Annotated in this window: 19 protein-coding genes; 13 read left to right on the forward strand and 6 right to left on the reverse strand. The window is 40.0% G+C overall.

Annotation, left to right across the window (positions count from 1 at the left end; translation table 11 throughout):
• Window positions 1–197 precede the first annotated feature (197 nt).
• A complete protein-coding gene (locus BK009_RS01605; protein ID WP_100906616.1) occupies window positions 198–1,214 on the forward strand; it encodes an NOG1 family protein in 1,017 nt (338 codons plus the stop codon).
• A 116-nt stretch (window positions 1,215–1,330) separates the two neighbouring features.
• The gene (locus BK009_RS01610) at window positions 1,331–2,104 is read left to right on the forward strand and encodes an Hsp20 family protein (protein ID WP_100908823.1); all 774 of its coding nucleotides are present in this window, start codon (window positions 1,331–1,333) and stop codon (window positions 2,102–2,104) included.
• Between the two features lie 371 nt (window positions 2,105–2,475).
• On the opposite strand, the gene BK009_RS01615 is transcribed toward BK009_RS01610, so the two are convergent.
• Complete coding sequence (locus BK009_RS01615) at window positions 2,476–3,480, reverse strand: SIS domain-containing protein (RefSeq protein ID WP_100908824.1); 1,005 nt, start codon at window positions 3,478–3,480, stop codon at window positions 2,476–2,478.
• Between the two features lie 293 nt (window positions 3,481–3,773).
• Window positions 3,774–4,340 carry a thiamine-phosphate synthase family protein gene (locus BK009_RS01620; protein WP_100909701.1) on the reverse strand — a complete coding sequence of 189 codons (567 nt, stop codon included), beginning with the start codon at window positions 4,338–4,340 and terminating at the stop codon, window positions 3,774–3,776.
• An 876-nt stretch (window positions 4,341–5,216) separates the two neighbouring features.
• Here BK009_RS01620 and BK009_RS01625 point away from each other — a divergent pair.
• Window positions 5,217–8,150, forward strand: coding sequence for a pseudomurein-binding repeat-containing protein (locus BK009_RS01625; protein WP_100908825.1), 2,934 nt, complete (start codon window positions 5,217–5,219; stop codon window positions 8,148–8,150).
• Window positions 8,151–8,620: 470 nt separating this feature from the next.
• Here the strand turns inward: BK009_RS01625 and BK009_RS12850 are convergent, their stop codons facing one another.
• Window positions 8,621–8,782 (reverse strand): GNAT family N-acetyltransferase, encoded by a 162-nt coding sequence (locus tag BK009_RS12850; protein ID WP_211290144.1) that lies wholly within the window; start codon window positions 8,780–8,782, stop codon window positions 8,621–8,623.
• A gap of 139 nt (window positions 8,783–8,921) precedes the next feature.
• Window positions 8,922–9,365 (reverse strand): adenylyltransferase/cytidyltransferase family protein, encoded by a 444-nt coding sequence (locus BK009_RS01635; protein ID WP_100908826.1) that lies wholly within the window; start codon window positions 9,363–9,365, stop codon window positions 8,922–8,924.
• Window positions 9,366–9,745: 380 nt separating this feature from the next.
• Between BK009_RS01635 and BK009_RS01640 the strand changes: the two genes are divergently transcribed.
• Both BK009_RS01640 and BK009_RS01645 read left to right on the forward strand, forming a co-directional pair.
• Window positions 9,746–11,353 carry an oligosaccharide flippase family protein gene (locus BK009_RS01640; protein WP_100908827.1) on the forward strand — a complete coding sequence of 536 codons (1,608 nt, stop codon included), beginning with the start codon at window positions 9,746–9,748 and terminating at the stop codon, window positions 11,351–11,353.
• Window positions 11,354–11,586: 233 nt separating this feature from the next.
• Window positions 11,587–12,834, forward strand: a complete 1,248-nt coding sequence (locus tag BK009_RS01645; protein ID WP_100908828.1) for a putative PEP-binding protein — start codon at window positions 11,587–11,589, stop codon at window positions 12,832–12,834.
• Between the two features lie 139 nt (window positions 12,835–12,973).
• On the opposite strand, the gene hisA is transcribed toward BK009_RS01645, so the two are convergent.
• A complete protein-coding gene (gene hisA / locus BK009_RS01650) occupies window positions 12,974–13,690 on the reverse strand; it encodes a 1-(5-phosphoribosyl)-5-[(5-phosphoribosylamino)methylideneamino]imidazole-4-carboxamide isomerase (RefSeq protein WP_100908829.1) in 717 nt (238 codons plus the stop codon).
• A gap of 281 nt (window positions 13,691–13,971) precedes the next feature.
• On the opposite strand from hisA, the gene truA reads away from it, so the two are divergent.
• The 7 genes from truA (at window position 13,972) to BK009_RS01685 (ending at window position 22,666) form a co-directional block, all read left to right on the forward strand.
• On the forward strand, window positions 13,972–14,784 hold the full coding sequence (gene truA / locus BK009_RS01655) for a tRNA pseudouridine(38-40) synthase TruA (RefSeq protein ID WP_100908830.1): 813 nt from the start codon (window positions 13,972–13,974) through the stop codon (window positions 14,782–14,784).
• A gap of 270 nt (window positions 14,785–15,054) precedes the next feature.
• Window positions 15,055–16,389: a DUF460 domain-containing protein gene (locus tag BK009_RS01660; protein WP_236951001.1), complete on the forward strand. Its 1,335-nt coding sequence runs from the start codon at window positions 15,055–15,057 to the stop codon at window positions 16,387–16,389.
• Window positions 16,390–16,678: 289 nt separating this feature from the next.
• Window positions 16,679–18,001, forward strand: coding sequence for a non-hydrolyzing UDP-N-acetylglucosamine 2-epimerase (wecB, locus tag BK009_RS01665; protein ID WP_100908832.1), 1,323 nt, complete (start codon window positions 16,679–16,681; stop codon window positions 17,999–18,001).
• 370 nt (window positions 18,002–18,371) lie between these two features.
• Window positions 18,372–19,673, forward strand: coding sequence for a nucleotide sugar dehydrogenase (locus BK009_RS01670; protein WP_100908833.1), 1,302 nt, complete (start codon window positions 18,372–18,374; stop codon window positions 19,671–19,673).
• Window positions 19,670–20,680 (forward strand): ATP-grasp domain-containing protein, encoded by a 1,011-nt coding sequence (locus tag BK009_RS01675; protein ID WP_100908834.1) that lies wholly within the window; start codon window positions 19,670–19,672, stop codon window positions 20,678–20,680. Before BK009_RS01670 ends, BK009_RS01675 begins: the two co-directional genes overlap by 4 nt.
• A 131-nt stretch (window positions 20,681–20,811) precedes the next feature.
• Window positions 20,812–21,840, forward strand: coding sequence for a hydantoinase/oxoprolinase family protein (locus tag BK009_RS01680; protein WP_100908835.1), 1,029 nt, complete (start codon window positions 20,812–20,814; stop codon window positions 21,838–21,840).
• Window positions 21,841–21,982: 142 nt separating this feature from the next.
• Window positions 21,983–22,666 carry a hypothetical protein gene (locus BK009_RS01685; RefSeq protein WP_100908836.1) on the forward strand — a complete coding sequence of 228 codons (684 nt, stop codon included), beginning with the start codon at window positions 21,983–21,985 and terminating at the stop codon, window positions 22,664–22,666.
• Between the two features lie 251 nt (window positions 22,667–22,917).
• Here the strand turns inward: BK009_RS01685 and BK009_RS01690 are convergent, their stop codons facing one another.
• Window positions 22,918–23,508 (reverse strand): CDP-2,3-bis-(O-geranylgeranyl)-sn-glycerol synthase, encoded by a 591-nt coding sequence (locus BK009_RS01690; protein ID WP_100908837.1) that lies wholly within the window; start codon window positions 23,506–23,508, stop codon window positions 22,918–22,920.
• 137 nt (window positions 23,509–23,645) lie between these two features.
• Here BK009_RS01690 and tes point away from each other — a divergent pair, with 137 nt between their 5' ends.
• Window positions 23,646–25,121 (forward strand): tetraether lipid synthase Tes, encoded by a 1,476-nt coding sequence (tes, locus tag BK009_RS01695; RefSeq protein ID WP_100908838.1) that lies wholly within the window; start codon window positions 23,646–23,648, stop codon window positions 25,119–25,121.
• Window positions 25,122–25,153 lie beyond the last annotated feature (32 nt).

Below are 25,153 nucleotides of genomic sequence, written 5' to 3' on the forward strand. Positions count from 1 at the left end.
AGACCAATTTATAAAGTATATTTAAATAAAGCAAGAACTATATTTTAATAATTATGACTATTATTCAGATTATATGAATATTTTTTCAGGAATTTTCAGAAGATAAGTAAAGATTCATTACTGATTATAACTTCATTCTACTATTCCAGATTCATAAATTGAGGATTAACAAAATTAAGGAAAAAAATGTGATTTTAATGTTTTTACCCAACATACCAACCTCCGAGGAAGTCATTGACAAGGCATTCCGTCGGGCTAAAAAAGCTGCAGCCAAGGTCCGAACATCCAAGATCCACCGCCAGCATAAATCAAAACGAATAGAAGAGGTCCGAGTCCAGACTGCCTGCCAAGTGATTAAAGACACCTTTGAAGAAATCCTGGAGAAAACACCCCACGTGGAAGAACTACCCATGTTCTACCAGGACTACATTGACGTGGCCGTGGGTGTTGATGACCTTAAAAGATCACTGGGGGCATTGAACTGGGCTAACGGAGTTATAGAAAAACTTCAAAATCAATATACCTTCAAAATAAGAAGATCACCACCTGAAAATGCGGCAAGCGTGAGAAAAGCCGCTTTTGGCAGGATATCATCAGTGATTAAGCGTATTGATGATGAACTTGACTTTTTAAACTACGCCAAACAGAAACTGCGTAACGTGCCTACCGTGGATACTGAAGCCACCACTGCGGTAATTGCCGGGTTCCCCAATGTGGGAAAATCCACCCTCTTACGACAGATCACCAATGCCGAACCAGAAGTAGCTGATTACCCTTTCACCACTAAGGGGATTCAGATTGGACACTTCGAACGTCGCTGGCAGAAATACCAGATCATTGACACCCCCGGTCTTCTGGACCGGCCGGTGGATGAGATGAACCAGATAGAACTTAACGCCATGGTAGCCCTGGAGCACCTGGCAGATCTCATCCTTTTCATATTTGACCCATCCCAAACCTCCGGGTACCCTGTGGAAAACCAGGTGAATCTGTACTGGGAGATAAACAAGATCTTCAGGAAAACTCCAGTTCTTTCCATCTTCAATAAAATGGACCTGGCCGATGATGAAGAAAACATTAAGTACATTGAAGAACATATTAATACTGAGGATGAGCCCCTGATGGTCGCTGCATCTGAAGGTAGTGGCATATCAGAGATAATCAAAAAATTAGAGGAATTCAACAGAGAAAATAAGATTAACCAGGGAGATTAATTTTCTCTGGAACGTTAGTGTAACGTTAATTTCTTTAATTGGGTTAAATTCTCAACTTATATAATTAGTGAATCTCCCTGTATATTTGGATATTTTAGGGTATGTGAGGGATTTCTATGGATGAAAAGAAAACAAAACTAGAACCCAAAGGCAAAGACACCAAAGAAGAAATTATATCCAAAGCTTCCGAAGTTAAAGATTCTGTTTCCGAGAAAGGGGAGGAAGTTAAAGTTAAAGCTTCCGAGGTTAAGGATTCTGTTTCCGAGAAAGGGGAGGAAGTTAAAGTTAAAGCTTCCGAGGTTAAGGATTCTGTTTCCGAGAAAGGGGAGGAAGTTAAAGTTAAAGCTTCCGAGGTTAAGGATTCTGTTTCCGAGAAAGGGGAGGAAGTTAAAGTTAAAGCTACTGAAGCTAAAGACACAGTCTCTGATAAAGGTAAAGAATTCAGGGAAAGTGCATCTGAAAAAACAGAAGAATTACGAACCACTGCAGAAAAGATGGTTAATGATGTTCTTAAAACGCTGCGTGAGAAACAGGAAGATCTGGGGAAAACCATAACTGATTACACTGCACCAACCACACCTTACCTGGACCTCGTTGAGACTCCTGATGAGTTCATACTCATAGCAGACCTTCCAGGAGTTGAAAAGGAATCTTTATCTGTGGATGTTACCAGTGATTCAGTAACCATCACCGTCACTTTCCCGGTAGGAATGGAAGATGAAGGGGTAAATTACGTAAAAAGGGAAAGAGGTTCTGGTGAAGTTACCCGTACCATTAAATTACCAGCAGAAATCAAGATCAAAAAGGCCAATGCCAATTTTGAGGAAGCAATTCTCACCATAAAACTTCCCAAAAAGATTGCAGAAACCCATAAATTAGAGATCAAATAAAACTGGGGATAAAAATAATAAATCTGGGATAATAAATATTTTTCCCAGAAATTTTTTATTTTTAAAAATTATAATTAATCAGACTGTACTCTACCAGATTCTTAATTTAGACAGTAGTATCCTATACAGTAGTCATCCTTAAAATTTACACAATATTTAAATTCTATTTTTAATCAAATCCAAATTTAATCTTTATTTGATTTTAATACCCTATTATAAAGATATTTCTAAACCCGAAATTTAATATCTTTAATTGGTCTGTTTTAATCAGGATTATTCTAAAAAATAAGAATAAGTATAATTTGGCCTTTAATTAATATGGCCATCTAATTTAAAGTTTATTAACGGGGAAGATAGTCAAAGTCAATTGTTTAGTACCGAACCTTCCCAATGTGCCGGGTTCTTCCAGGATCTTCGTTGTTGTAGTGAGCTAGGTAATAGATGAACCATTCCAGGGGCACTACCAGTACGAATGGTGCCAGTAAAGGGTTGATGTCGGTGTAATCCTGCATTTTGTAGATTATGTTTTTGGCCCCGATTTTCCGAGAGAATTCTATTGATTTGCGGGTGAACTCATCTCCAGGGTAATCAGCGTCTAGGAATATTACTGGGATGTTTTTTTCCACACGCTCGATAAGTCCGTGGCGGAATTCCCCAGAATATAATGGGCAGGCGTGTTTAAGTGCTCCTTCCATGAACATGGTCATGGCCAGTTTGTAGGATAATCCATAGTTGGGACCGCTTCCCATGCAATAGAAAATGTCATAATCTGCGTATTGTTGTGCAAGGGTTTTGTTATCTTCTTCACTATTTTTTAGAAGGTCCTGGGTAATATTTGGGATTTTTTTCAGGTCTTTAAGGACATTTTTAGCTTCAGATGAGTCTTCCAGGGTGAATAGTGTCTGGTATAGGCACATTAATTGAGTCATGTAGGTTTTGGTTCCTAGTATGGCCGTTTCTCTGCCACACCGGGTTAATACAACGTCATCAGACTCCTGCATCATGGTGCTTTCTGATTCGTTTATGATGGATACGGTGTACATTCCTTCATCCTGTGCTCTTCGGAGTGCTGCCAGGGTGTCGGCGGTTTCTCCTGATTGGGATGTTAAGATTACTCCTGCATTTTTTTCCCGGAGTTTTTTATGGTAAAAGAATTCGTAACCGGTGAAAACCTCCAGATCCCTGTTTGAAACGATGTTCATGGCATCTTTAGATGAAAAACATGTTGAAAGGGAGCTTCCACATCCTACCAAATATATCTTGTCGAATTCCTGAAATTTCTCACTTATTTCTTTCATGTGAGATTTTTCCATTTCCATGGTGTCTTTTAAAGAGCGAGGTTGCTCCATCATCTCGTCATACATCTTATAATGCATTGTAGTCCCTCAAATATTCATATAATCATAAATAGATAGGTGCGAATTGGCACCAAACATGATAATTTTCTTTTAACTAACTTGTTATTATTAACTGGCAATGATTTGGATAATTCATCCATCAATTAGTCATTTTTCTATTATATATTGTAATTGTTATTATAATAACTTCTTATTCTAATTGGACTCTCCACTTTAAGGTTTTAAAATGGCACCTTTAATGGTGTTTGATATGCTAATTCTAGCAATGGATGATTTAAAATTTTTAATGGTTTTTATGAATCAGTATTTTATTATTTATACATTTTACTCTCACTGGCCAGAAATAGCTTAGCTAGGCACACAGCCATATCTGCTAGTTCTTCAGGTTGGGCTCCCACCAGTACAATCATGGGCTCTTTTCCCCAGGCACCTTTGTGGAAGATAACATCTGGAACCGCACCTAAATTTTCCACAGCCACTTCAACCCCCCATGATATGGAGTTACCCTCTTTTTCCTCTACTTCTGATGGTTCCTGATTTCGATCATAGCTGGAAACCCTTAAACCCAATTTTTGGCAGGTTTCAATTAGATCTGGATGATATTTAATGTTCAGGGCGCTGCGCTTTCCAGGTTCATGTTTCATTACACTTAAAACCAGACGGGCCATATGTGATGAAGCACCGAAATCAGGCTTGGAAACAGCCAGGGGGCTACCTTTAACTGCTGTTATACGTCCAGGGATCCCTGCAACATCTTCTGTGCCTTGAGCATTCTCCCGTGCCATTACAATGTTACTCCGGACCTCGGGGATTAGATGTGCAAATTCAGGTGAGTCTTCCAAAATTTGCACTGCCCTTTTCAGCTTCTCTATTATCATGTAAATGACTTTAAAATCAATGGAATATAAATATAAGTTTTGTTGTAGGAGACTCATGAATCATTGATTTTTTTAATCAAGGGAATTTATCAAGTATATATTTATTTCTGTGAAATATCATCATTATTAGCCTAATCACACCTTTATAGCGCTCTCCATCTTTCGTATTCCTTATTATTATCTTTATTTATACTAATCATTCAGGTTAGTATGATCAATTCTTCATTGAAAATCATGGCTGTTGCATTGATATAACACCTCCGTAGTTACTTCGCGGGATAATCTAAAAATACGATGAATTAATCTTTTAAGGCTATTTAAAGTAATTTAGAATATTTTAATTTATTTATTCTTATTCTGGGAGGTGTAAACTGTATTTGGTGCTATATAAGGTATTAATAATACGTCAAAAAAAATATGGGACTCCATTATGGGATTATTTCCATATTATTCTAATAAAATTGATTTTAATCTTCGTTGCCACTTTATCACATTCTTCAGGTACTTTTACCTGTAATAATCACTATTTTTCTTTGTTTAATATTTGTATAACGTCTAGAATCTGAGTGGGGATTTGGAATATTGTTTTAAGACAACATCACTCCTAAATTTAGGGGTACACTAGGGAGCGGGCTTCAGATGATAAGGGGTGTCACCAAAGGAAGATCATCAATGGGAATCATCATCACCAATTCCAATTCTGAGGGTTTTAATTATAAAAAACCCAGATTTAAGGGATTTTTAGCCAAAAATAAATGAAAAGATTTATATGCAGAAAAGGACGATCTTATTGTGTCAGGAACCAATCTATCTGTGTTCAACTGACATGCAAACAAATGAGGGGGCATAATACTGAAGCAACAATGGTCGCTGGCTATGCTACTCTTACTCGCAGTAGTCATGCTGGCATCGAGTATTACCTATGCTACCCCAAATCAATCAGATTCAGATAATTTCACGAACACAACCAACATCAGCGAAATTGCAGAAAACACCACAATCCCAATTACTATTCAGAATACAACCACCACGGTGGTTAATGATACAGGAACCAATCAACAAGAAAACCAGACATCAGAACTTACCAATAACACTCAAAATAGTTCATCCCAAAACAGCAACCAAACAGATACCATTCAAAATTGCACTGCGGCAGCAGCAGATGGAACCTATAATAATGTCCACGGGTTATGGTTGAATGTGGACGACGTAAACAACGTCGATGTCAACGAATTAATAAGCGCCGGAATTACGGACGTATTCGTCAAGGCAAACCGCATATCATATCCTACATATCAGAATGTCCTGACGACCATAATAAACAAACTACAAGGTACAGAAATACGGATCCATGCCTGGATAACCTGTTTCGTAGATGCAAACGGGAATTGGGTTGATCCTAAAGACAGTAATACCACTGACGCACTGGTAAAAGCCGTAAAAGATATCACAACAAACTACAACATTGTTGGAATTCACTTAGACTATGTCCGCTACCCTGGAACAGCCTATAAACACTCCGGAGGCACTGAAGCAATAACTAGCTTCGTCCAGAGAGTGTACAACACTGTAAAATCCATAAAGGCAAAGGTAGCTGTTTCAGCTGCACTCATGCCTGAAGGAGCAGCTAATGCCTATTACTATGGGCAAGATTATGTCCAGTTATCCAACTATCTTGACTTCCTGGTCCCCATGATCTATGAGGGAAACTATAATGAAGACAATGATTGGATAACTTCGGCCACAGCTTACATAGTAAGCCACTCCACCAAACCGGTGGTGGCAGGATTGCAAACTTACAAGAGCGACAGTAACTTAGTAGCACTATCAGTAAAAGAAATCAACCAAGACATACAATCCGCCCTATCTGGAGGGTCATCAGGATTTGCACTCTTCAGATACGGATGGTTGGATAAAGATTTCTTCAAAACATCAAACTCTAACAACAACACATCCACCACCCAGTTTACTACTGCACAGATTGCTAAGGCTGCTAAGGATGTGAAGCTGTTCATTGAGGGTAACAAGTATCTGCCTACCTGGATTACGGTGGCAGGTGTTTTGGTTAACCAGGGACAGTTCATGTATTTACTCACTGAAGCCACTGTGCATATTCAGAACGGTGATGGTAGTGCAATTAGTTTGGTTGATTGTGCTGTGCCGTCTGTTAGTGGTGAGAGTCTTAGTGGGGGTACTTTGTCTTTGAGTGCCTATGTGAAGCTTGCGAATGAAATTGCTTGTTTCATTGAGGGTAATCATCAGTCACCTTCGCTTTGCAGGAGTTCTCTGGGTTTGCAGAGTTATCAATCGGTGATCTACATGTACAGTAGGATTTTATCTAATTATCTTACTGGTGGTAGTTTACAGAGCTCTGCTGTGGTTAAGGCTTGGTCTCCTAGTAACCTCCCGGTGAAAGATTCCAATACTTTCACTGCTGCAGAGATTGCTAGGGCTGCTAAGGATGTGAAGCTGTTCATTGAGGGTAACAAGTATCTGCCTACCTGGATTACGGTGGCAGGTGTTTTGGTTAACCAGGGACAGTTCATGTATTTACTCACTGAAGCCACTGTGCATATTCAGAACGGTGATGGTAGTGCAATTAGTTTGGTTGATTGTGCTGTGCCGTCTGTTAGTGGTGAGAGTCTTAGTGGGGGTACTTTGTCTTTGAGTGCCTATGTGAAGCTTGCGAATGAAATTGCTTGTTTCATTGAGGGTAATCATCAGTCACCTTCGCTTTGCAGGAGTTCTCTGGGTTTGCAGAGTTATCAATCGGTGATCTACATGTACAGTAGGATTTTATCTAATTATCTTACTGGTGGTAGTTTACAGAGCTCTGCTGTGGTTAAGGCTTGGTCTCCTAGTAACCTCCCGGTGAAAGATTCCAATACTTTCACTGCTGCAGAGATTGCTAGGGCTGCTAAGGATGTGAAGCTGTTCATTGAGGGTAACAAGTATCTGCCTACCTGGATTACGGTGGGTGGTGTGGCAGTTAACCAGGGCCAGTTCCTGTATTTACTCACCACATGCACATCTCAATTAAATAGCGGTATCACAAGCCTCATAGCTTTACCTAGTGTTTCAGTAGCATCAAGTCCTCAAGAGCAAATGACCAGTGGAAACTTGGATAAAACTGAGTATGTTGACCTTGCTATACGAGTAAAATCATTCATTGATTCCAATGGTATAGCACCCAATTATGGGTCATCATCCCTGGGAAATTTACGATTTGAATCACTGCTCTACCTTTACAGTAGAGTGGTTGCATTCTACGGAGAAAACCAGAACCTACCAAACTATGCAACCATGAAACCATGGAATAGTGTGGTGGCTAAAGAACCCTCTGTACCAGCTGAACTTCAACAGTACCTGCAGGCAACTACAAATTGCCAGGTTAACGACCCCCGTATAATTGCATTGGCCCAGAGTATAACCTCTGGTGCAACTTCCAGCTATCAAAAGGCCACTCTCGTCTATAACTGGGTGAGAGACAACATAAATTATTCATACTACTACAACTCTCAGAAGGGAGCGGTGGAAACTCTCACTTCTGGAAGTGCCAATTGCTGTGACCATTCACATTTAGTCGTGGCCCTTGCCAGAGCAGCTGGATTACCTGCAAGATACGAGCATGGATACTGTTATTTCACTACTAGTGGTAATTGGTATGGTCATGTTTGGGCTCAGATATATGTAAACGGACAATGGTACAATGCGGATGCTACTAGCTCCAGAAATTCGCTAGGAGTAATCAACAACTGGAATACCAACACGTGGACTTATAAAGGCACCTATGCTTCGCTGCCATTTTAAACACTTATTTTTTTTCTTTTTTTATATTCCCTTAGCGATAGCTCTGTTAATTTTAAAAAACATTAGGGGTTAAGATAAATCATTATGGGTTAAATAAACATTAAAGTTATGATAACTTTTAATGAATGGTTTTTGGACAGATATTGGTTAAGTAACACTAAAAACTGGATGGTAGAAAAAATTAAAATTATTAATCAAGTTATAATGGAAAAATCACTAGAAATTTAATTTTAAATTATTAAAGTCATTACAGATCTTTTTAAAGATCTTTTTTAAGCATTAACATATCCTTAAGCATCTTCCCATTTTCGTAAATGGGTTCTGGATAACTATCTGGGAAAAATCCTTCTTAATATCAAATATTTCAAAACCTTCCCCTTGGTACAAGTGTAACTGTTTAGTTGCACCCTCTGCTCTTCCAATGAGAAGTGATTAATATCATCTTCCCTTCACTCTGGCGGTAGCATCTTTTAATAAAATTTTCCTATTGCCTGTCCCTGAAATCTTTCATGCACCGCAATATTTTTTATCTCCATCTCTAATAGTCCGATGATTTGAAGAACATAGATCCCTATAATTTTATCTTCTTTTTCTAATATGAATATTTCAGAATCTTTAATATAATTGTTGATGGCTTCAACAGTTTCATCTGCGAGTAAGAGTAAATCATAGGGGGTTTTATAGTGTTGGGGGAGTAATTTACCATCCCTATATCGGAGGCAGTGATTTCCATTTAAAACTCCAGCCCCCTACTTCCGGCTTAACAAGTAATTAACAGTGTTTAAAACTACCTGGAGGGAAATCAGACTCTTTAATCTTCCTGATAATCTTACAGGAACTATCCAATGTGGACCGGTGGTAACGTTCTATCTTAACCACTTCCGCTTCAATACTCCTTTTCTTGAGTTCTTCCCTTAAATGGTCCAGGTTGAAGTTCTGGTCCGGGCCAATGGCAATGATATCTGGTTTAATCTTGAGGACCGTGCTGAACATGTCGGTTTCACTACCCAGCACTGCTTCATCCACCATTTTAAGCATCTGAACCACTTCCAGGCGCTGTTTTTCAGGGATAATTGGTACCCTTTTCCTGGCACGCACAGTGGACTCCCTGGCAATAACCACCACCAGACGAGCACCTTCCCCTCCTAACTTTTTTGCCTCTTCAAGGTAAAATCCATGACCTGGATGTATTAAATCAAATGTTCCAGTAGCCATTACAGTTTTAATAATTACACTTCTCCTAAAAACCTATTTTAATAATTATATGTTAAATTAAATATACAAATAAGGTAATTCCAGTAAAAGTTCAGTTTTATTCAATCATTTATAACTATTTCTCCAGTGATAAAAACCTATTTACTGAAACTATATTTTAACTGTTGTGGGAGGGGCACTGACTTTTTTTACCTTCCCACCTTAAGGTCAGTTGTAGGGGTATGTGCGTGATCAGTACATAGTTGGGTTTAATAAACGTTAGTTTTATAAATAAGAAATTAGTGAATTGAATCCTTAAGATAAAAAAAAATCTCTCGGGTAATAGATGAAATAAGTCTAGATAACTTTTATTTGAAAACTAATATTAATCGGTAATTATAATGAGTTCAAAAATCGCCAGAGGAAGCCTGATCATGCTGATTGGGTATTTCATATTCCGTGTTGGGGGCTATATTTACCGTTTTGTCACCGCCAACCTATTAGGTCCAGCTGGTTTTGGTATACTAAATCTAGCCCTCCCAACACAGAGTATATTGATACAAATAGCTTCAGGAGGTATGCCACCAGCCATTGCCAAGCACGTGTCTGAGTATTCAGCTCAAGGCGATGAAGAAATGGTGAAACAAGTAATCCACACCTCCCTTAAGATTGTAATTGTTCTGGGATTATTTTTCAGTTTAATAATCTTTTTACTGGCAGATCCATTGGCATATGGTTATTTTCATAAACCAGAAGCTGCACTTCCCCTAAAGTTGGTAGCTTTGATCACTCCCTTCAGTGTAGTGGTGGGTGTTTTCCGGGGTGCATTTCAAGGTGTTTTCCAGATGGGAAACATTGTTATCACCAAGGCCTTTGAACAGGTTTTCATGATCAGCAGTGCCATAATCCTTATTTGGGTGGGATTTCAGGTGGCTGGAGCAGTTACAGGTACAGCCATAGGTTTCTTATTCTCAGCACTAGCTGGATATTACCTTTACCGGAGGGGGCTGGGCAAACGTCTTAAAGATGTGAAGCTGTCATTCACCCTAAAACAGGAATTATCATTAGCTAAAGTGCTTATTATTTTCGCATTACCCGTTCTCATAACCGGGCTCGCTGAAACCGCCCTATTTGATGCCATTGGAAATTTCATTGTGGGAAGATATCTAGCCAGTGAACAACTGGGATTTTACGGTGCCGCCACCCCTGTGGCTCGTTTACCGCTCATAATTTCCATGTCAGTTGCCACCGCGGTACTCCCGGCAACTGCAGAAGCAATGGGCTTAAAAAACCGGCACGTACTTAAAGGTTATGTGAACCAGTCCTATCGTTACGTTAGTTTAGTAGTGCTTCCCATGTGCGTGGGAACCTTTGTATTCGCCACACCCATAATGAAATTACTTTACGTAAATTCAGCTTACATGAATGGTGCAGCCGCCCTACAACTACTATCAATTGGAATGTTGTTTTTCACCATTTACACAGTCTCCTCCAGTATAGCTCAGGGATTGGGAAAACCATACCTCCCCATGGTAATTTTAATTGCAGGAGTTATATTGGATGTTGCATTGAGCATGTACCTAGTTCCTCTTTATGGTATAACCGGCGCTGCAGCAGCTACAACCATCACTGCCCTTTTCATAATGTCCACTATTGTCTGGAAAACGTTACAAGTAGCCGATGTAAAACTAGAGTACAAAGATTTGGGTAGAATTGTACTGGCCGCAGGGATAATGGGAGCGGTATTACTATTAATACCTCAAAGCCTCTTAATTAGCTCTGCAACTTTAAGCTCCTCACTTTCCAACTCTATTACCTTCTTTTCCAAATACTTTGTTTTCTTGCTGGTTATGATATTGGCTGCCACTGTTTACGTGGTTGCTCTTATACTGGTGGGAGGGCTTAAAAAAAGTGATATAAGTGCTATTCGCAAATTAAGCAACAAAACTGGGCCGTTAAAAGGGAAATTAGAGAAAATTATTTCATTCATTGAAAGATTCGCCCATTAAATTGGATAATTCATTTAATTAGGGTTTATATAGGGCTGGGATGTTTTCCTCTAAAATAATGAATTCCTCATATTTTTTCCTTTCCCCTATTTTTTTTTTAAAATATAATCTTTAGACCTATAATGACGTGCAACATGTTTAAATTACTTTTATTCATTTTTAACTCCCAGTATTATTTCTACAACATAATTTTCCCAAATTATTTCCATAACCATTACACATAGTTATATCACATGATTATTTTAAGGGGAATTGGGACCGGGCCCTACGTGGGAGTAGGGCATGTTAAAAAGATAGGAAATGATGAAGATCTCCGGGATTTGAAGGGAGGGGAGATAGTGGTGGTATCCCGGGCTTCCAGAGACATGTTATCCTATCTTCACCAGGCCGGGGGTGTGGTGACAGATTACGGTGGTATCACCAGCCACGTGGCCATAATACTCAGGGAGATGAAAGTACCCTGCATTGTGGGAACTGGCAGTGGAAGTACAAAACTAAAAGAAGGTACCCTTGTAACGGTGGACGGAAAAACCGGTAATATATATGAAGGTTTCATGGAAAGGGACGATAAAACAGATTCTTCCGAAGTGCACTATCCTGCCACCCCAATCAAGGTCAACCTCAATATCCCGGAAATAGCCTGGAAAGTGGCACCCTGGTCTGAGGGGGTGGGATCCATCCGAATTGAAAACAGCATCATCCGTACTGGAAAACACCCCCAGGTACTCCTGGATGAGGGAAGACTAAGTAAAGTCATTGCTGACTCGGTTAGATTGATAGCCCATGCATTCCATCCTAAACCCGTATGGTTCCGTACCTTTGACATAGCCACCGATGAATTGAAACGTTTAGATGGTGGTAGCATTGAACCAGACGAACATAACCCCTTACTGGGATTGAGAGGTATCCATAAAGATCTTGAAAATCCTGAAATCCTGAAGGCAGAATTTGAAGCCATATCAAAACTTTTGGATGAGGGTTATGATAATTTAGGGGTTAAAGTACCATTAGTAAGGGATGTTTCTGAATACCGGGAAGCCAAGAACATCATGTGTGAGGTTGGAATCCGACCACACCGTGACTTACCTGTAGGGGTCTCCATTGAAACCCCTTCTGCAGTTTTCACTCTGGATGAGTTCATAAAGGAAGGGCTGGACTTTGTGACATTGGGGATGAGTGATCTGGCCATGTGTACCCTGGCAGTGGACAGGAGAGGGGTGAAAGTGGCAAAACACTTTAACCTAACTCACAAGTCAGTTTTACATATGATTGAAATGGTGATTAAGAAATGCAACCAGAATCATATTGAAACTTGCATCTGTGGCCATGCCGGATCGGATCCAGCTATTGTCAGATGGCTGGTGGAAACTGGTATCAGTTCCATATCCACCAATCCAGATCAGATTCTGAAAATACGTAAAGTAGTTTTTATTGCTGAAAAAACTATGATTAACCGGGGATTTGCTGATAAAGTAAAATAATACTTCTAACTATGGAGAATTTAATTTTCACATTAATTTACTAGTCATTATCAGTTTGTTAGATATTTTAATGTTTTAATTGAATTAGATAATAAGAAAAAAATGAAAGGATTAGGGAAAAATACGGAAAAAGTAAGGATTACTTTTTCTCGTAATTGAGGGCATCTTCAAGGTTCAGGGTCCCTTTGTAAAGTGCGGAGCCAATCACCACACCATAGGCACCGGTCTGACTGAGGACTGCTAGGTCTTCCAGGGTACTCACACCACCAGAATAAACCACAGGTATATCCACAGCTTCCAATAGTTCCAGGAGAGGTTCAACCTTAAATCCACCCAATAGGCCTTCATGATCCACATTGGTGAATAATATTCCACTTGCTCCTTTTTCTTCCATGATTTTCCCCAACTGGGGTGCGGTCTGGGCTGTTTTTTCAGTCCACCCCCGGACCACTACTTGGGAGTCCTTACTATCCAGGGCCACCATAATTCTTTCACTGCCAAATTCACCAGATAATACTTCAACAGTTTCCGGGTTTTCAATGGCTAGGGTTCCCAGTATAATCCTATCCACACCCATATCCAATAAACAGGTGGCATCATCCATGCTACGAATACCTCCACCCATCTGAACCGGCACTGAAACTTTTTTAAGGATTTCCTCAACCACGGAGATGTTCCCACCTTCTTCCAAAGCCCCGCCCAGATCAATCACGTGTAAAACACTGGCTCCTTTTTCTTCCCATTCCAGGGCAACTTCAGCAGGATTATCCAGGACAATCTGCTCGGTTCCGGGTTTACCCTGCACTAACTGCACACATTTACCGTTTTTAATATCAACAGCAGGCATAATTATCATAAATTCACCTTAACCCATTTTTCAATAATATTCTTATTTATAATTCAAATTTTTTCCTATTAGTATCAATAAATTTTCATCCAAAGTCATCCCTAAATCATCGGATAAGGGAATAGTAATCTAATAGTATAGTAAAATGAGAATATTAATTATCGCTTAGAAATATAGCATTCACAAATACTTAACGAGATTTTTAGATATTTTCACAACAGGGTATTTACAAATTAAGGGCCATATTTTTATTTACAGGGGAGTTAGGAGAATTAATAGAGGATGATGTTATGATTAGGGTAGCTTTAAAAGTTGCTTATTTGGGAACAGATTTTTACGGATTTCAGAGACAACCAAACCTGCGCACTGTTGAAGGTGAGCTAATCAGTGCCCTTAAAGAATCAGGTGCCATTGAAAATCTGGGACAATCTAATTACTCCATTGCAGGGCGCACTGACCGGGGAGTCCATGCCCTGGGGAATGTGGTTTCATTCTGCACAGATAAAGAGCCAATAATTAATCAAATAAACGATCTCCTCCCGCAGGATGTAAGGATTTTAGGATCCGCCAGGGTGCCAATGGGATTCAAAACCCGATTCGCCCATAAAAGACACTATCGATATGTATTGTGCAACCAACAGGAAGATGAGTGGGATATAAATAAAATGCAGGAAGCAGCCCATTTGATGGAGGGAACCCACAATTTCATAAATTTTTCTAGAAGAAATGAACGTAATCCCATTAGGAAAGTGGATAGAGTTGCTATCGTACCCAAAAATCAGTTGTGCCTAGTGGAGGTTGAGGGTGAGAGTTTCCTGTGGAATATGGTTAGAAAGATGGTAACAGTTTTGGATAGGGTGGGAAAAGGAGAGCTGGGAGTAAAAGATGTACAGAAATGTCTGGATCCTGATTATCAGGCCGCCATCACACCAATGACTCCGGAGAGTCTCATTCTTGTGGATGTTTTCTATCTGGGTGTGGTGTTTAATGAAGATAATTATGCCCGGACACGGTTTATCAAGGCCCTGGGGGTGGAATGTTTTAACCATCAGAAGATGGTTGCCGCAACAAAGGAGATGATGGGAGTATTGGGGTGGAAATGAAATTATTTAGGTTTTATACTACTCCTTTTTAAAAAATTAACCCAGTCTACTTCTACAAACTTATTCTAAGTAATGAATCGGGGGAAATAATAAATAGTAACAAAAACATAAAATTGTTCAGAGTAAGTACTAAGATAGTATCCCAAAGGAGGAAATCGTCTGGTTCACCGGTACCCTCATAATTTTAAAGATAAGCTTATTCTAGACACATCTGAATATTCAGGGTCTTCTAAAAGTCAAAGAGGGATCATAGTTGGCCTTGACCCTGGGATGACTGTAGGGGTAGCTATTCTAGATTTATCAGGAGAAATATTAAGTGTTAACAGTTGTAAGGAAGTTTCCCGTGCAGAGATTACCAAACACATCATCAGTTTCGGGAAAACAGTCTTAGTGGCCACTGATGTTCACCAACCCCCGAAGATGGTGAAAAAGATGGCTGCGGCCCTTAATTCTAAGATATATGCTCCTTACCGTGATCTGGCGGTGAGTGCCAAGACTGGGATGGTGGATGATTACATTCATTACGATAATCGTTTTTTAGTGCATAGGTCCGGGGATGTTGAACCAGTTTCTTTACCAAGAAATGCTCATGAACGGGATGCACTTGCAGCTGCCATTCAGGGCTATAAAAAATACCAGAAGAAACTGGAACAGATTGAAAGAAGGGCACTAGATCTGGATATACCTCAGTCCATGGTTGATGGTGTGAAAATTATGGTTATAAATGAGGTTCCGATTACCAAGGCCCTAAATGCCATTATTGAAAAAATAAAACATGACAGCATATCAACCACCGCCACTAATGAGAAGGAATCTTATCCTAAAAAGAGAGATTCCAATGGGATATCTTCTATTTCATCGTCAAAAAACGGTTCTGAAATTATTTATGGTTTAAAAAACAAATTAAAATCCCAACAAAAGCAGATCAGAAATTTACAAAATAAAAACAGCATAATGGACAATGATCTCCAGAAATATCAGAATGAGATATCTCAACTGGAACATAAACTGGAACGATTACAGTATGAATACTCCCAGAATATCTTACATCAGAAGGAAATTGCCACTAAAAAAGCAATCATAAGGGGACTTCAAGAGAAATACAATTATGAAAAAGGTTTAAGACAGGAATTAGAGGATCAATTAAAATCTATAAAACGCATAAGGGCTATGGAACTTTCCAGGGAAGCATCACCAGTTAAAATCGTAGAATCATTCTCAAAAGATGCCATAAGGGAAGCAACTGGATCATGGAACATTAAAAGGGGAGATGTAGTTCTATTAAAGAGTTCTGAAGGTGGAGGCTCCCAAACTGCTGCATTACTGGTTGGTTTGGGGGTAAAGGCAGTTCTGACAACTGATAAAATGTCTCATCAGGCTAAAGAGGAATTTGAAAAACACATGGTCCCCTTAATTGAACTGGATAGGGTGGATCTGGAAATGGCTGATGACTTTGCTGTTATCCGTTCCCAGGATTTGGAAAGGGAAATTGCCCAATGGAAACAAAATCAGGAAGAAAGGAAGAAAAAAGAAGAACAAAATAAGCTTTTAAAGATAATGGATGACTATAGGGCTCAAAGAAAAAGATCAACCAATAACTATTAGTCCATTGGCTAAATTATACTCTAAACTGAAGAAATCATTGATTAACTTAAGTTAATCAATTAAGACCATCACTTAAGGTTTATCCCTTATGTTCACTATTTTTCCTTAACTAGTTCCGTCATTAAACTTACCAATGATTTTATCCCCGGATAATTGGTATGATTTAAGATTTTTGGGCCCCCTGATTTTATGGAATCTTTATTAATGAATCCCATCTATATTTAGATATCAAATTATAATACATTGAATTTACCTTTTTAATAATCAGAACAAGGATGGTTGTGGATTTATGAAAATAGCGTTTATAATAGGCACCAGACCCGAAATCATCAAAATGTCCCCTTTAATTGATGAAGTGGATAAAAGGGGAATTGATTACATTTTAATACATACTGGTCAGCATTACGATCATGAAATGTCCCAGCAGTTTTTCCTGGATCTAGAACTCTCCCAACCCCACTACAACATAGGGGTGGGTTCAGATTCCCATGGGAAACAAACCGCGGTTATGATGGAGGGCATTGAAAAAGTTCTCCTTTCTGAAAAACCAGACATTGTCCTGGTGCAGGGTGATACCAATGCGGTTCTAGCCGGGGCCCTGGTTGCAGCTAAACTACACATAGCAGTGGGACACGTGGAGGCCGGACTCCGCTCCTATGATAAGACCATGCCGGAGGAGATAAACCGTATGGTGGCAGATGTGTGCACCAACCTCTTCTTTGTGCCCACCGAGGAAACTGCCATAAATCTGTTATTTGAGGGAATATCTCCTACAAATATTTTCATCACGGGCAATACTGTGGTGGATGCCTGTTACCGGAACCTTAAAATTGCTGGTAAAACCTCCCAGATCATGCCCCAACTGGAACTTGATGGTGACATCTTGTTATTAACTTTACATCGTGCCGAGAATGTTGATGACCGGGAAAGACTGGAAAACATAGTAGAAGCTCTCCTTAAAGTTGAAGGCCTTAACATTGTCTTCCCGGTACATCCCCGTACTATGAAAACCCTCAAAGAATTTGGAATGTTTTCTCAACTTGAAAAAGCCCCGCACATTAAGATGATAAAGCCCATTGGTTATCTTGACTTCCTGATCCTCCAGTCCAATTCCAAGTTAATAATGACTGATTCCGGTGGAATCCAGGAAGAAGCCATAACCCTTGATATACCATGCTTAACCCTTCGGTACAACACCGAACGACCAGAAACAGTCCATGCAGGGGGTAATATCCTGGTGGGTTCCGATACTGAAAAAATAACCGAAACTGTCTCCATGATACTGGGTGATGAGGGACTTTATCAAAGGATGAAGGAAGCACCTAATCCATATGGTGATGGCACTACTTCTAAACAGATTGTCGATGCTATACAGAATGCGCACGACCAGGGAAAGCTGGAAATCAAACCTCCTGAAAGTATAACTGGAAGACAGGTGAAGAAACTTTTGTTGGTGGATGAACCAGTTACTGTGGCCCAATTCGAGGAAAAAAATCCAAAATGTATTGTAAATATCGTATTTAATGGTGATAATACTGAATATCCAAGATCGGATCTTCTCCTAAATGGTAAAACCATAATGGTTACCCAATTAAGTGATCCTGATTTATAATCATCCTTTTCTCTCTTTTTTCCAATTTATGGAAAACGAAAATATAATTAAACTAAAAAAGTAAAGAGATTAAAAAAAAGATTTAAATGATTTTTAATTTAAAGACTTTCAATGCCTGAAGTTTTTTTCAAATCCTTTCCAATAAATTTTAAATAATTGTCCAAGTGTTTAATGTGTACCCAGTCTAAAATAGATTACCAAACGTTCATAGGTATTAAATGATTAAACTCCATTTACATTTTGAATTTTTAAGGATTTTTGTTAGACAATTTAATAAGATCCATTACTGGAACTAATCAAGGTTAAAAAAATTTATCTTACAACAGAAAAATCTTCAACAAAAATAATGGTTTAATTTAGGGGATAGAGAATGATTAAAGAAAATTCACCTATAGCAATATTCGGTTTAGGCCACATGGGGCTTCCCACAGCTGCTCTTCTGGCAAAGAGTGGCTTGAAAGTGGTGGGGGTTGATATCAACAATGAAACTGTGGAAATGGTTAACAAGGGAAGATCTCCAATTATGGAACCTGGCCTGGAAGATATGGTTAAACAAGCAGTGGGAAATGGCTGTTTATCCGCTACTAATGACTCTTTAAGCGCACTAGTAAAGGCTAAAACCATCATGATCATCGTTCCCACTCCAGTGGATGAACACAAAAAATCGGATCTCACTGCAGTTAACTCGGCATCCAGATCCATCTCAAAAGGTTTAAAAAAGGATGATCTGGTTATTGTTGAAAGCACAGTGCCACCAGGAACCTGTGAAAATCTGGTAATCCCTTTACTGGAGGAAAGCGGGCTTAAAGCAGGAGAAGACTTTAAAGTGGCTTACACCCCTGAAAGAGCCCTACCTAACAATACATTATATGAAATGACCCACAATGCGCGGGTGATAGGTGGAATTAACCCTGAAAGTACTCAAATGGCAGCAGCATTGTACCAGAGGATCACCGGGGGTGAAATCATTATGGTGCAGGATCTGGTAACTGCAGAAATGGTTAAACTAATGGAAAACACCTATCGTGATACCAACATAGCCCTGGCCAATGAAATGGCTCTGGTTTGCAATGCTTTAGGAGTGGATGCCATTGAAGCTATCCAGGCTGCCAACCACCATCCTCGGGTGAACATACACACACCAGGACCAGGAGTGGGCGGCCACTGCCTATCCATAGACCCCTACTTCATTGTGGAAATCGCTCGGGAAAGGGGAGTGGAAACACCCCTGATCCAGACCTCCCGACAGGTAAACGAAGACATGCCTGGAGAAGTAGTTCAAATTGTGGAACAAGCTCTGGAAGATAAGGGTAAAATTATCTCCGCATCTAAAATTGGAGTATTAGGTGTGGCTTACAAAGGAAACGTTGCTGATGCAAGGGAAACACCTGCAAAACCATTAATCATGAAACTGGATGGTAAAGGGGCTGAAGTTCTGGTCAATGACCCTTATGTTCCCTCTGAGTCCATTGAACTCTGGGGGGCTAAAGTTGTAGACCTGGAAACTGCCCTTTCTACCGATTGTGTGGTTTTAGTAACTGATCATGATCTTTACCGGAACATTAGGCCGGAAATGATTAAAAACAGATTATTAGTATGTACTCGCCCTATTCTTGACCGGGAAACATTCCAGAAGAAGGGAGTAGTTTTCAAGGGAGTTGGAAGGTCTTGAACCTCTTAATTTTTGAATACGCCAGTGCACTGGGGATCAAGGACCCTGCTTTAACTGCAGAAGGTAAAGCAATGCTCCGTGGCCTTACCTGTGACCTGGAATGTTTACCTGCCAGCTATCTCATATCCAAAAATATAGATTCAATCGAAGGAAGCCAATGTAAGCCAGTAGTTATAGAAGGATCCATTGACGACTGGATTTTGGATAACATCTCTCAGTATGATTACTGTTTACCTATAGCTCCTGAGGAAGACTTCATACTATGTGGATTAACCAGAGCCATTGAGAAAAGTGGGGTTCAGGTGGTAGGATCAGATTCCGATGCAGTACGCATTTGTTCGGATAAATATCTCACCTACCGGATCCTCAAGGATAAAGTCCCAGTTATCCCCACTCATCGTGTGGCCTGGGAAGATATTGGATTATATGCCCCGGGAATATCTGGAGAAAAGGTGGTTAAACCTTCAGATGGGGTTTCCTGTTCAGCGGTGCAAATTGTGGACTCTGAAGAATCTTTTAAATCTGCAACCCGGAAAGTGAGAGCGATAAGCAGTCTCCCCTACTTCCTGGTGCAGGATTACATAGAAGGAGATAGCGCCAGTGTAAGTTTACTCAGTAACGGTAAAAGAGCAATACCCCTCAGCCTAAATCAACAGAATATCAGCACTGAAAATGGAACCATTAATTATAATGGTGGAAAAGTCCCCATGACTCATCCCCTGGAAAAGGAAGCTAAAAAGGTAGCTAAAAAAGCAGTTGAATCCATCAGTGGACTGAAGGGTTATGTGGGGGTGGACATGATCCTGGATGATGATGAGGTTTATCTGGTGGAGATTAACTCAAGGATAACTACACCCTACGTGGCCCTTAGAAATATGCTCAACTTTAATTTAGGGGAAGCCATAGTTCAATCTACACAGGGTAAACTTCCCGGGGAATTCACCCTGGAAAGAGAGATAGAAATTCAAAAAAAGGGGAACAGACTCAATTTAAATGTGATTAGTTGAAGGACATGATTCCATAAGTTATAAATTTAGTTTGTTTGGAACTAAGATGGTTATAATAATAACATGAATAATAAATTCACTCTTTTAAATCTTTTATTGGATTGTAAAAATTTCTCATTCAAGGTGATTAATTGAAAATTGCAGGTTTTGATATTGGAGGAGCAAATACCGACTTGGCTGTGGTTGAATTTGATGAAAAGGGAAAAATCATCAACATAAGAACTGATTTTTCCTACCTGCCCATGTGGAATAAAAAAGATGAGCTATCCCGAACCCTCTTAGAACTTTTAGATAAAGATATCGATGAGATCGATGCAGTAGGTATTTCCATGACTGCCGAACTAGCTGATAGTTACCAGAGTAAGAGTGAAGGCGTGTTGGATATTTCGGGGATGGTTATGGAAACATTCAACCTTCCAGTTGCCTTTGTTGGTCTTAATGGTATGATGGATTATGAATCAGTTCAAAAAAATCCCCAGGAACTGGCTGCCGCTAACTGGATTGCCACCGCACCACTAGCAGCCTTCATGGCCCCTGATTGTATATTCATCGATACTGGAAGTACCACCACCGATATAATTCCCATTAAAAATGGTACTGAATGTGCCAAGGGAAGAACTGATCTGGAGAGGCTGGCAACTGGGGAACTGGTATACACCGGGACTCTCCGTACTAACGTGGCCACTCTGGTGGATAAAGTACCATTAAAAGATGAACTGGTGCGCATTGCCTCGGAAATTTTCGCAGTAACTGCCGATGTGCATCTGGTCTTGGGAAACATCACCATGGAAGACTACACCTCAGAAACCCCTGATGGGGAGGATAAATCCCGGGAAAATTCACTTTTAAGACTAGCACGGGTGGTATGTGGAGATCTGGATCTGTTGAGTCCGGATGATGTGGAGGAAATTGCCAGGTTCATCTACCAGAAACAGGTGGAACAGGTGGCTGAAGCCCTTGAAGAAGTCAGTGGCCGAGAAAATATTGAACTGGTAATTGTCACTGGTTTGGGAATGAACATCATTGGATGTGAAGCTGCAAAACTCCTGGGTCTGGAGGTTAGAACCATGGAAGAAATCCTCAGCAAGGAGGATTGTGTAGTGGCACCAGCAGTGGGAACTGCTATTCTAATGGAAAAGTTTCTAGAAAGAGGAAAATAAATCATATACTACTAAAATATAAACCTAAATCAATTATAGGGTTTTCATCGGAAGATATTGGGTAAATTAGCATTAAATAAGGAATATGGATTTGCATCACATGACAACATATAAATCTGATTAAATAGGGAATCATGATTCTATGAAAAAGAGTTGGATAATCTTGGCTATAATCCTGGGGATTGTAGCAATATTCTTATTTGCTAACTCCAGTCAACACTCCATTTTAGGTTCTGATCAGCAGGGATACGTTACCAGAGAAGTTTATTCCCATTATGGGAATCCTGCTGCAAAGATTGCAGTGGTGACGGGTATGCATCCCCGGGAGGATCTCTCAACCAACCTGGTGCCCCATGTGGTGAAACTTTTCGCTCTCCTGAATAACGTGGAGATGGTTGATTATCATGTGACGGTAACTGACCAGGCCCAGGACTTTGATATTGGTCGTAGCAATGGACAGGACCTGGTTGAAAAATATGCCATTCCAGATATTAAAAAATCAAATTACCAGCTGGTGATCATTGCCCATGACCATGAACAGGGCTATGGTGAAGGGTACTACATTGCCACCCCCACTCATGACTCCAAATCAGTCACCCTGGGTAAGGCAGTTCACCAGTTACTCCCTCAATTCAATTATTATCCGGGTTCATCCAGTACCCGTGAGAAGAGTAGTTCCATATCCCAGATTGACAGGCCCCTGACTAATGCAGGGTACCCTGTTTTTGTCTATGAAATTCCGGAGTGGAATAACCAGCTTCAAGCAGCACAGATGACATATCAACTTTTCAGTACCAGTTTCAAAGTTCTTCAGTCTTCAAGTTAATAAAGGAATACTAAAAATAATCAAAAATTTGAAAAATCCAATTTAAAGAATAACTAAATGATTAAAAAGATCTCTAATACCTATAAGGTAAATTAAGAAAAATCATTATTCGATAAAAGATTATGGGGGGGAAAAGTTTTCTATACTATTTAGAAAGATTATTAAAAAAAGAAGGGGATATTGGGAGACTTAAACCTTGTGTAATTTTTTATATTAGTATATGACTGGATGAAAATCAATTTACAACAATATCAGTACCAAACGTTTTTCATACCCAGTAAATAAGCGATTATGTTAGCTCCCAAATGAAGAAAGATGCTTATTACAATTATAAGGATTATTAAATTAAGGGGAATGACTATTACCAAAGATGCGAATATTATTGCACCTACCACAAAATCCAACTGATCCATTAGGGGTACTGGTCGTCCGCGTTCCACATTAAACCTTCTCTTAATAAAACTCCCACAAGCATCTCCTATAATCGCACCACTACCCAGTGCAAAGCCTAATAATGTGCCCTGCAGTGTGTTAGTGGTTATAGTTCCTTGAACCAGCTGAGCTATTCCTGGATCTCCAATTATCAGAAGATCCTGTACCATGTTACCAGTTACAGCACCTTGAAGCAGGCCTATGCCCATCCCAATCAGGATACCAATAATAGTCCCCTTCCATGTTACACCATCTCCAAGTATTCTGCGGCCGTCATTCATTGATCGGCCCATATCAAGGGGTGTTCCTCCCCCAAAGGTCAGAGCACTGGCATTGGCTAGGTAAGCCGGTAACATAAAGTATATAGCATAAGCGGATAAAATCAAAACACTGAAAATACTCGGGTCCATAGTTTACCTCCGATTTAAAACAGGATAATAAGTTATGTGTTAACCATAAAATACTATAAAGCTGATTGATCCCTCAAGTATATATAATCAATTATGCTTGACTACATGAGTTTCAATACTAATAATAAGGTGAGATAATGGTCATAAAGAAAACAAAGAGCCTGTGTCCTGAATGTCTTCGAGTAGTGGATGCAGAAGTCTTCGAGGACCAGGACAAGATAATGATTAGGAAAACGTGCCCAGAGCACGGTGAATTCGAAAATACTTATTGGCAGAGTTCAGAAGCTTACCACTATGCTGCTGATTATGATTATTGTGGTGAGGGGATTGATAATCCTCGCACCACCTTGGAAGGTGAATGCCCTCTTAACTGTGGTTTGTGCCCGGAACATGAGAGTCAGACTATATTAGGCCTTATTGATGTTACTAATCGTTGTAATCTTCGTTGTCCTATTTGTTTTGCTAATGCAGCTGTATCTAAATCCATATATGAGCCTAGTTATGAGGAAATACGGGAGATGTTACAAAATCTCCGTGCAAACCAGCCAGTACCCACCCCTGCCATCCAGTATGCTGGTGGTGAGCCCACGGTACGAAAGGACCTTGTGGAACTGGTGAAGCTAGCCCGGGAAGAGGGATTCAGCCACACTCAGATAGCTACCAATGGAATTAAATTGGCTAAAGACCCAGAACTGGCTCAGAAACTTAAAGATGCCAGTTTAAACACAGTTTACCTCCAGTTCGATGGAGTTACTGAAGAACCCTACCTAAAGTCCAGGGGCCGTAACCTTCTGCCTATTAAACTGGAAGCCATTGAAAACTGCCGTAAAGCAGATCTGGGAATTGTTCTGGTTCCCACCCTGGTTAAGGGAATTAATGATGACCAGGTGGGGGCTATCATACGGTTTGCCATTGAAAACCTGGACATTATCCGGGGGGTGAATTTCCAGCCAGTGTCATTTGCTGGCCGAACACCTGCCGATGAAGTGGAAGAACAGAGAATAACCATACCCACCTTCCAGAAATTAGTGGATGAGCAGACAGATGGTCAGATTGGTCGTGATGATTTTTATCCTGCCTCTTCAGTCATACCCATCACCGATTTTGTGGAGGCCATCGAAGGCGAAGACCAAGTATCATTCACCTGCCACCCTCACTGCGGTGCCGCGACCTATATTTTCATTAATGATGGCGAAATCACTCCCATAACTAAGTTTGTAGATGTGGATAGGTTTTTCAACCTCCTTTCCCGCAGTAGTGATGATATAAAGGACGGAGGAATAGTGGGCAAAGCCAAAGTCATAAGCAGAGCCACTAGGGAACTTCCCAAAACCATTGACCGGGATAAAAAACCTGATTCACTGGATATAACTGGAATACTGACCAAAGTCTTCAAGGAAAGATCATACAGTGCTCTGGGAGATTTCCATCATAAAACATTACTCATATCATGCATGCACTTCATGGATCCCTGGAACTTCGACCAGGACCGGGTTAAAAGATGCGTGATCCACTACGCAGTTCCTGATGGGCGTATAATACCATTCTGTTCCATGAATGCAATTCACCGTCCAGAGGTTGAGAAGAAATTCGCCAAACCAATGAAAAAATAACTTTTCCCCAACTCCACGATCTCTAAAATCAC

The sequence above is a fragment of the Methanobacterium subterraneum genome (assembly GCF_002813695.1).
Lineage (GTDB): Archaea > Methanobacteriota > Methanobacteria > Methanobacteriales > Methanobacteriaceae > Methanobacterium > Methanobacterium subterraneum.

Bases quoted from the DNA above. Each gene is read 5' to 3' on its own strand.
- BK009_RS01635 (WP_100908826.1), bottom strand. From the start codon at position 9,365: ATGGCTACTGGAACATTTGATTTAATACATCCAGGTCATGGATTTTAC.
- tes (WP_100908838.1), top strand. From the start codon at position 23,646: ATGGTCATAAAGAAAACAAAGAGCCTGTGTCCTGAATGTCTTCGAGTA.
- hisA (WP_100908829.1), bottom strand. From the start codon at position 13,690: ATGATAATTATGCCTGCTGTTGATATTAAAAACGGTAAATGTGTGCAG.
- BK009_RS01685 (WP_100908836.1), top strand. From the start codon at position 21,983: ATGAAAAAGAGTTGGATAATCTTGGCTATAATCCTGGGGATTGTAGCA.
- BK009_RS01620 (WP_100909701.1), bottom strand. From the start codon at position 4,340: ATGATAATAGAGAAGCTGAAAAGGGCAGTGCAAATTTTGGAAGACTCA.
- BK009_RS01670 (WP_100908833.1), top strand. From the start codon at position 18,372: ATGATTAAAGAAAATTCACCTATAGCAATATTCGGTTTAGGCCACATG.
- BK009_RS01690 (WP_100908837.1), bottom strand. From the start codon at position 23,508: ATGGACCCGAGTATTTTCAGTGTTTTGATTTTATCCGCTTATGCTATA.
- BK009_RS01605 (WP_100906616.1), top strand. From the start codon at position 198: ATGTTTTTACCCAACATACCAACCTCCGAGGAAGTCATTGACAAGGCA.
- BK009_RS01625 (WP_100908825.1), top strand. From the start codon at position 5,217: ATGCTACTCTTACTCGCAGTAGTCATGCTGGCATCGAGTATTACCTAT.
- BK009_RS01645 (WP_100908828.1), top strand. From the start codon at position 11,587: ATGATTATTTTAAGGGGAATTGGGACCGGGCCCTACGTGGGAGTAGGG.
- BK009_RS01610 (WP_100908823.1), top strand. From the start codon at position 1,331: ATGGATGAAAAGAAAACAAAACTAGAACCCAAAGGCAAAGACACCAAA.
- BK009_RS01660 (WP_236951001.1), top strand. From the start codon at position 15,055: ATGACTGTAGGGGTAGCTATTCTAGATTTATCAGGAGAAATATTAAGT.
- truA (WP_100908830.1), top strand. From the start codon at position 13,972: ATGATTAGGGTAGCTTTAAAAGTTGCTTATTTGGGAACAGATTTTTAC.
- BK009_RS01640 (WP_100908827.1), top strand. From the start codon at position 9,746: ATGAGTTCAAAAATCGCCAGAGGAAGCCTGATCATGCTGATTGGGTAT.
- wecB (WP_100908832.1), top strand. From the start codon at position 16,679: ATGAAAATAGCGTTTATAATAGGCACCAGACCCGAAATCATCAAAATG.
- BK009_RS01615 (WP_100908824.1), bottom strand. From the start codon at position 3,480: ATGCATTATAAGATGTATGACGAGATGATGGAGCAACCTCGCTCTTTA.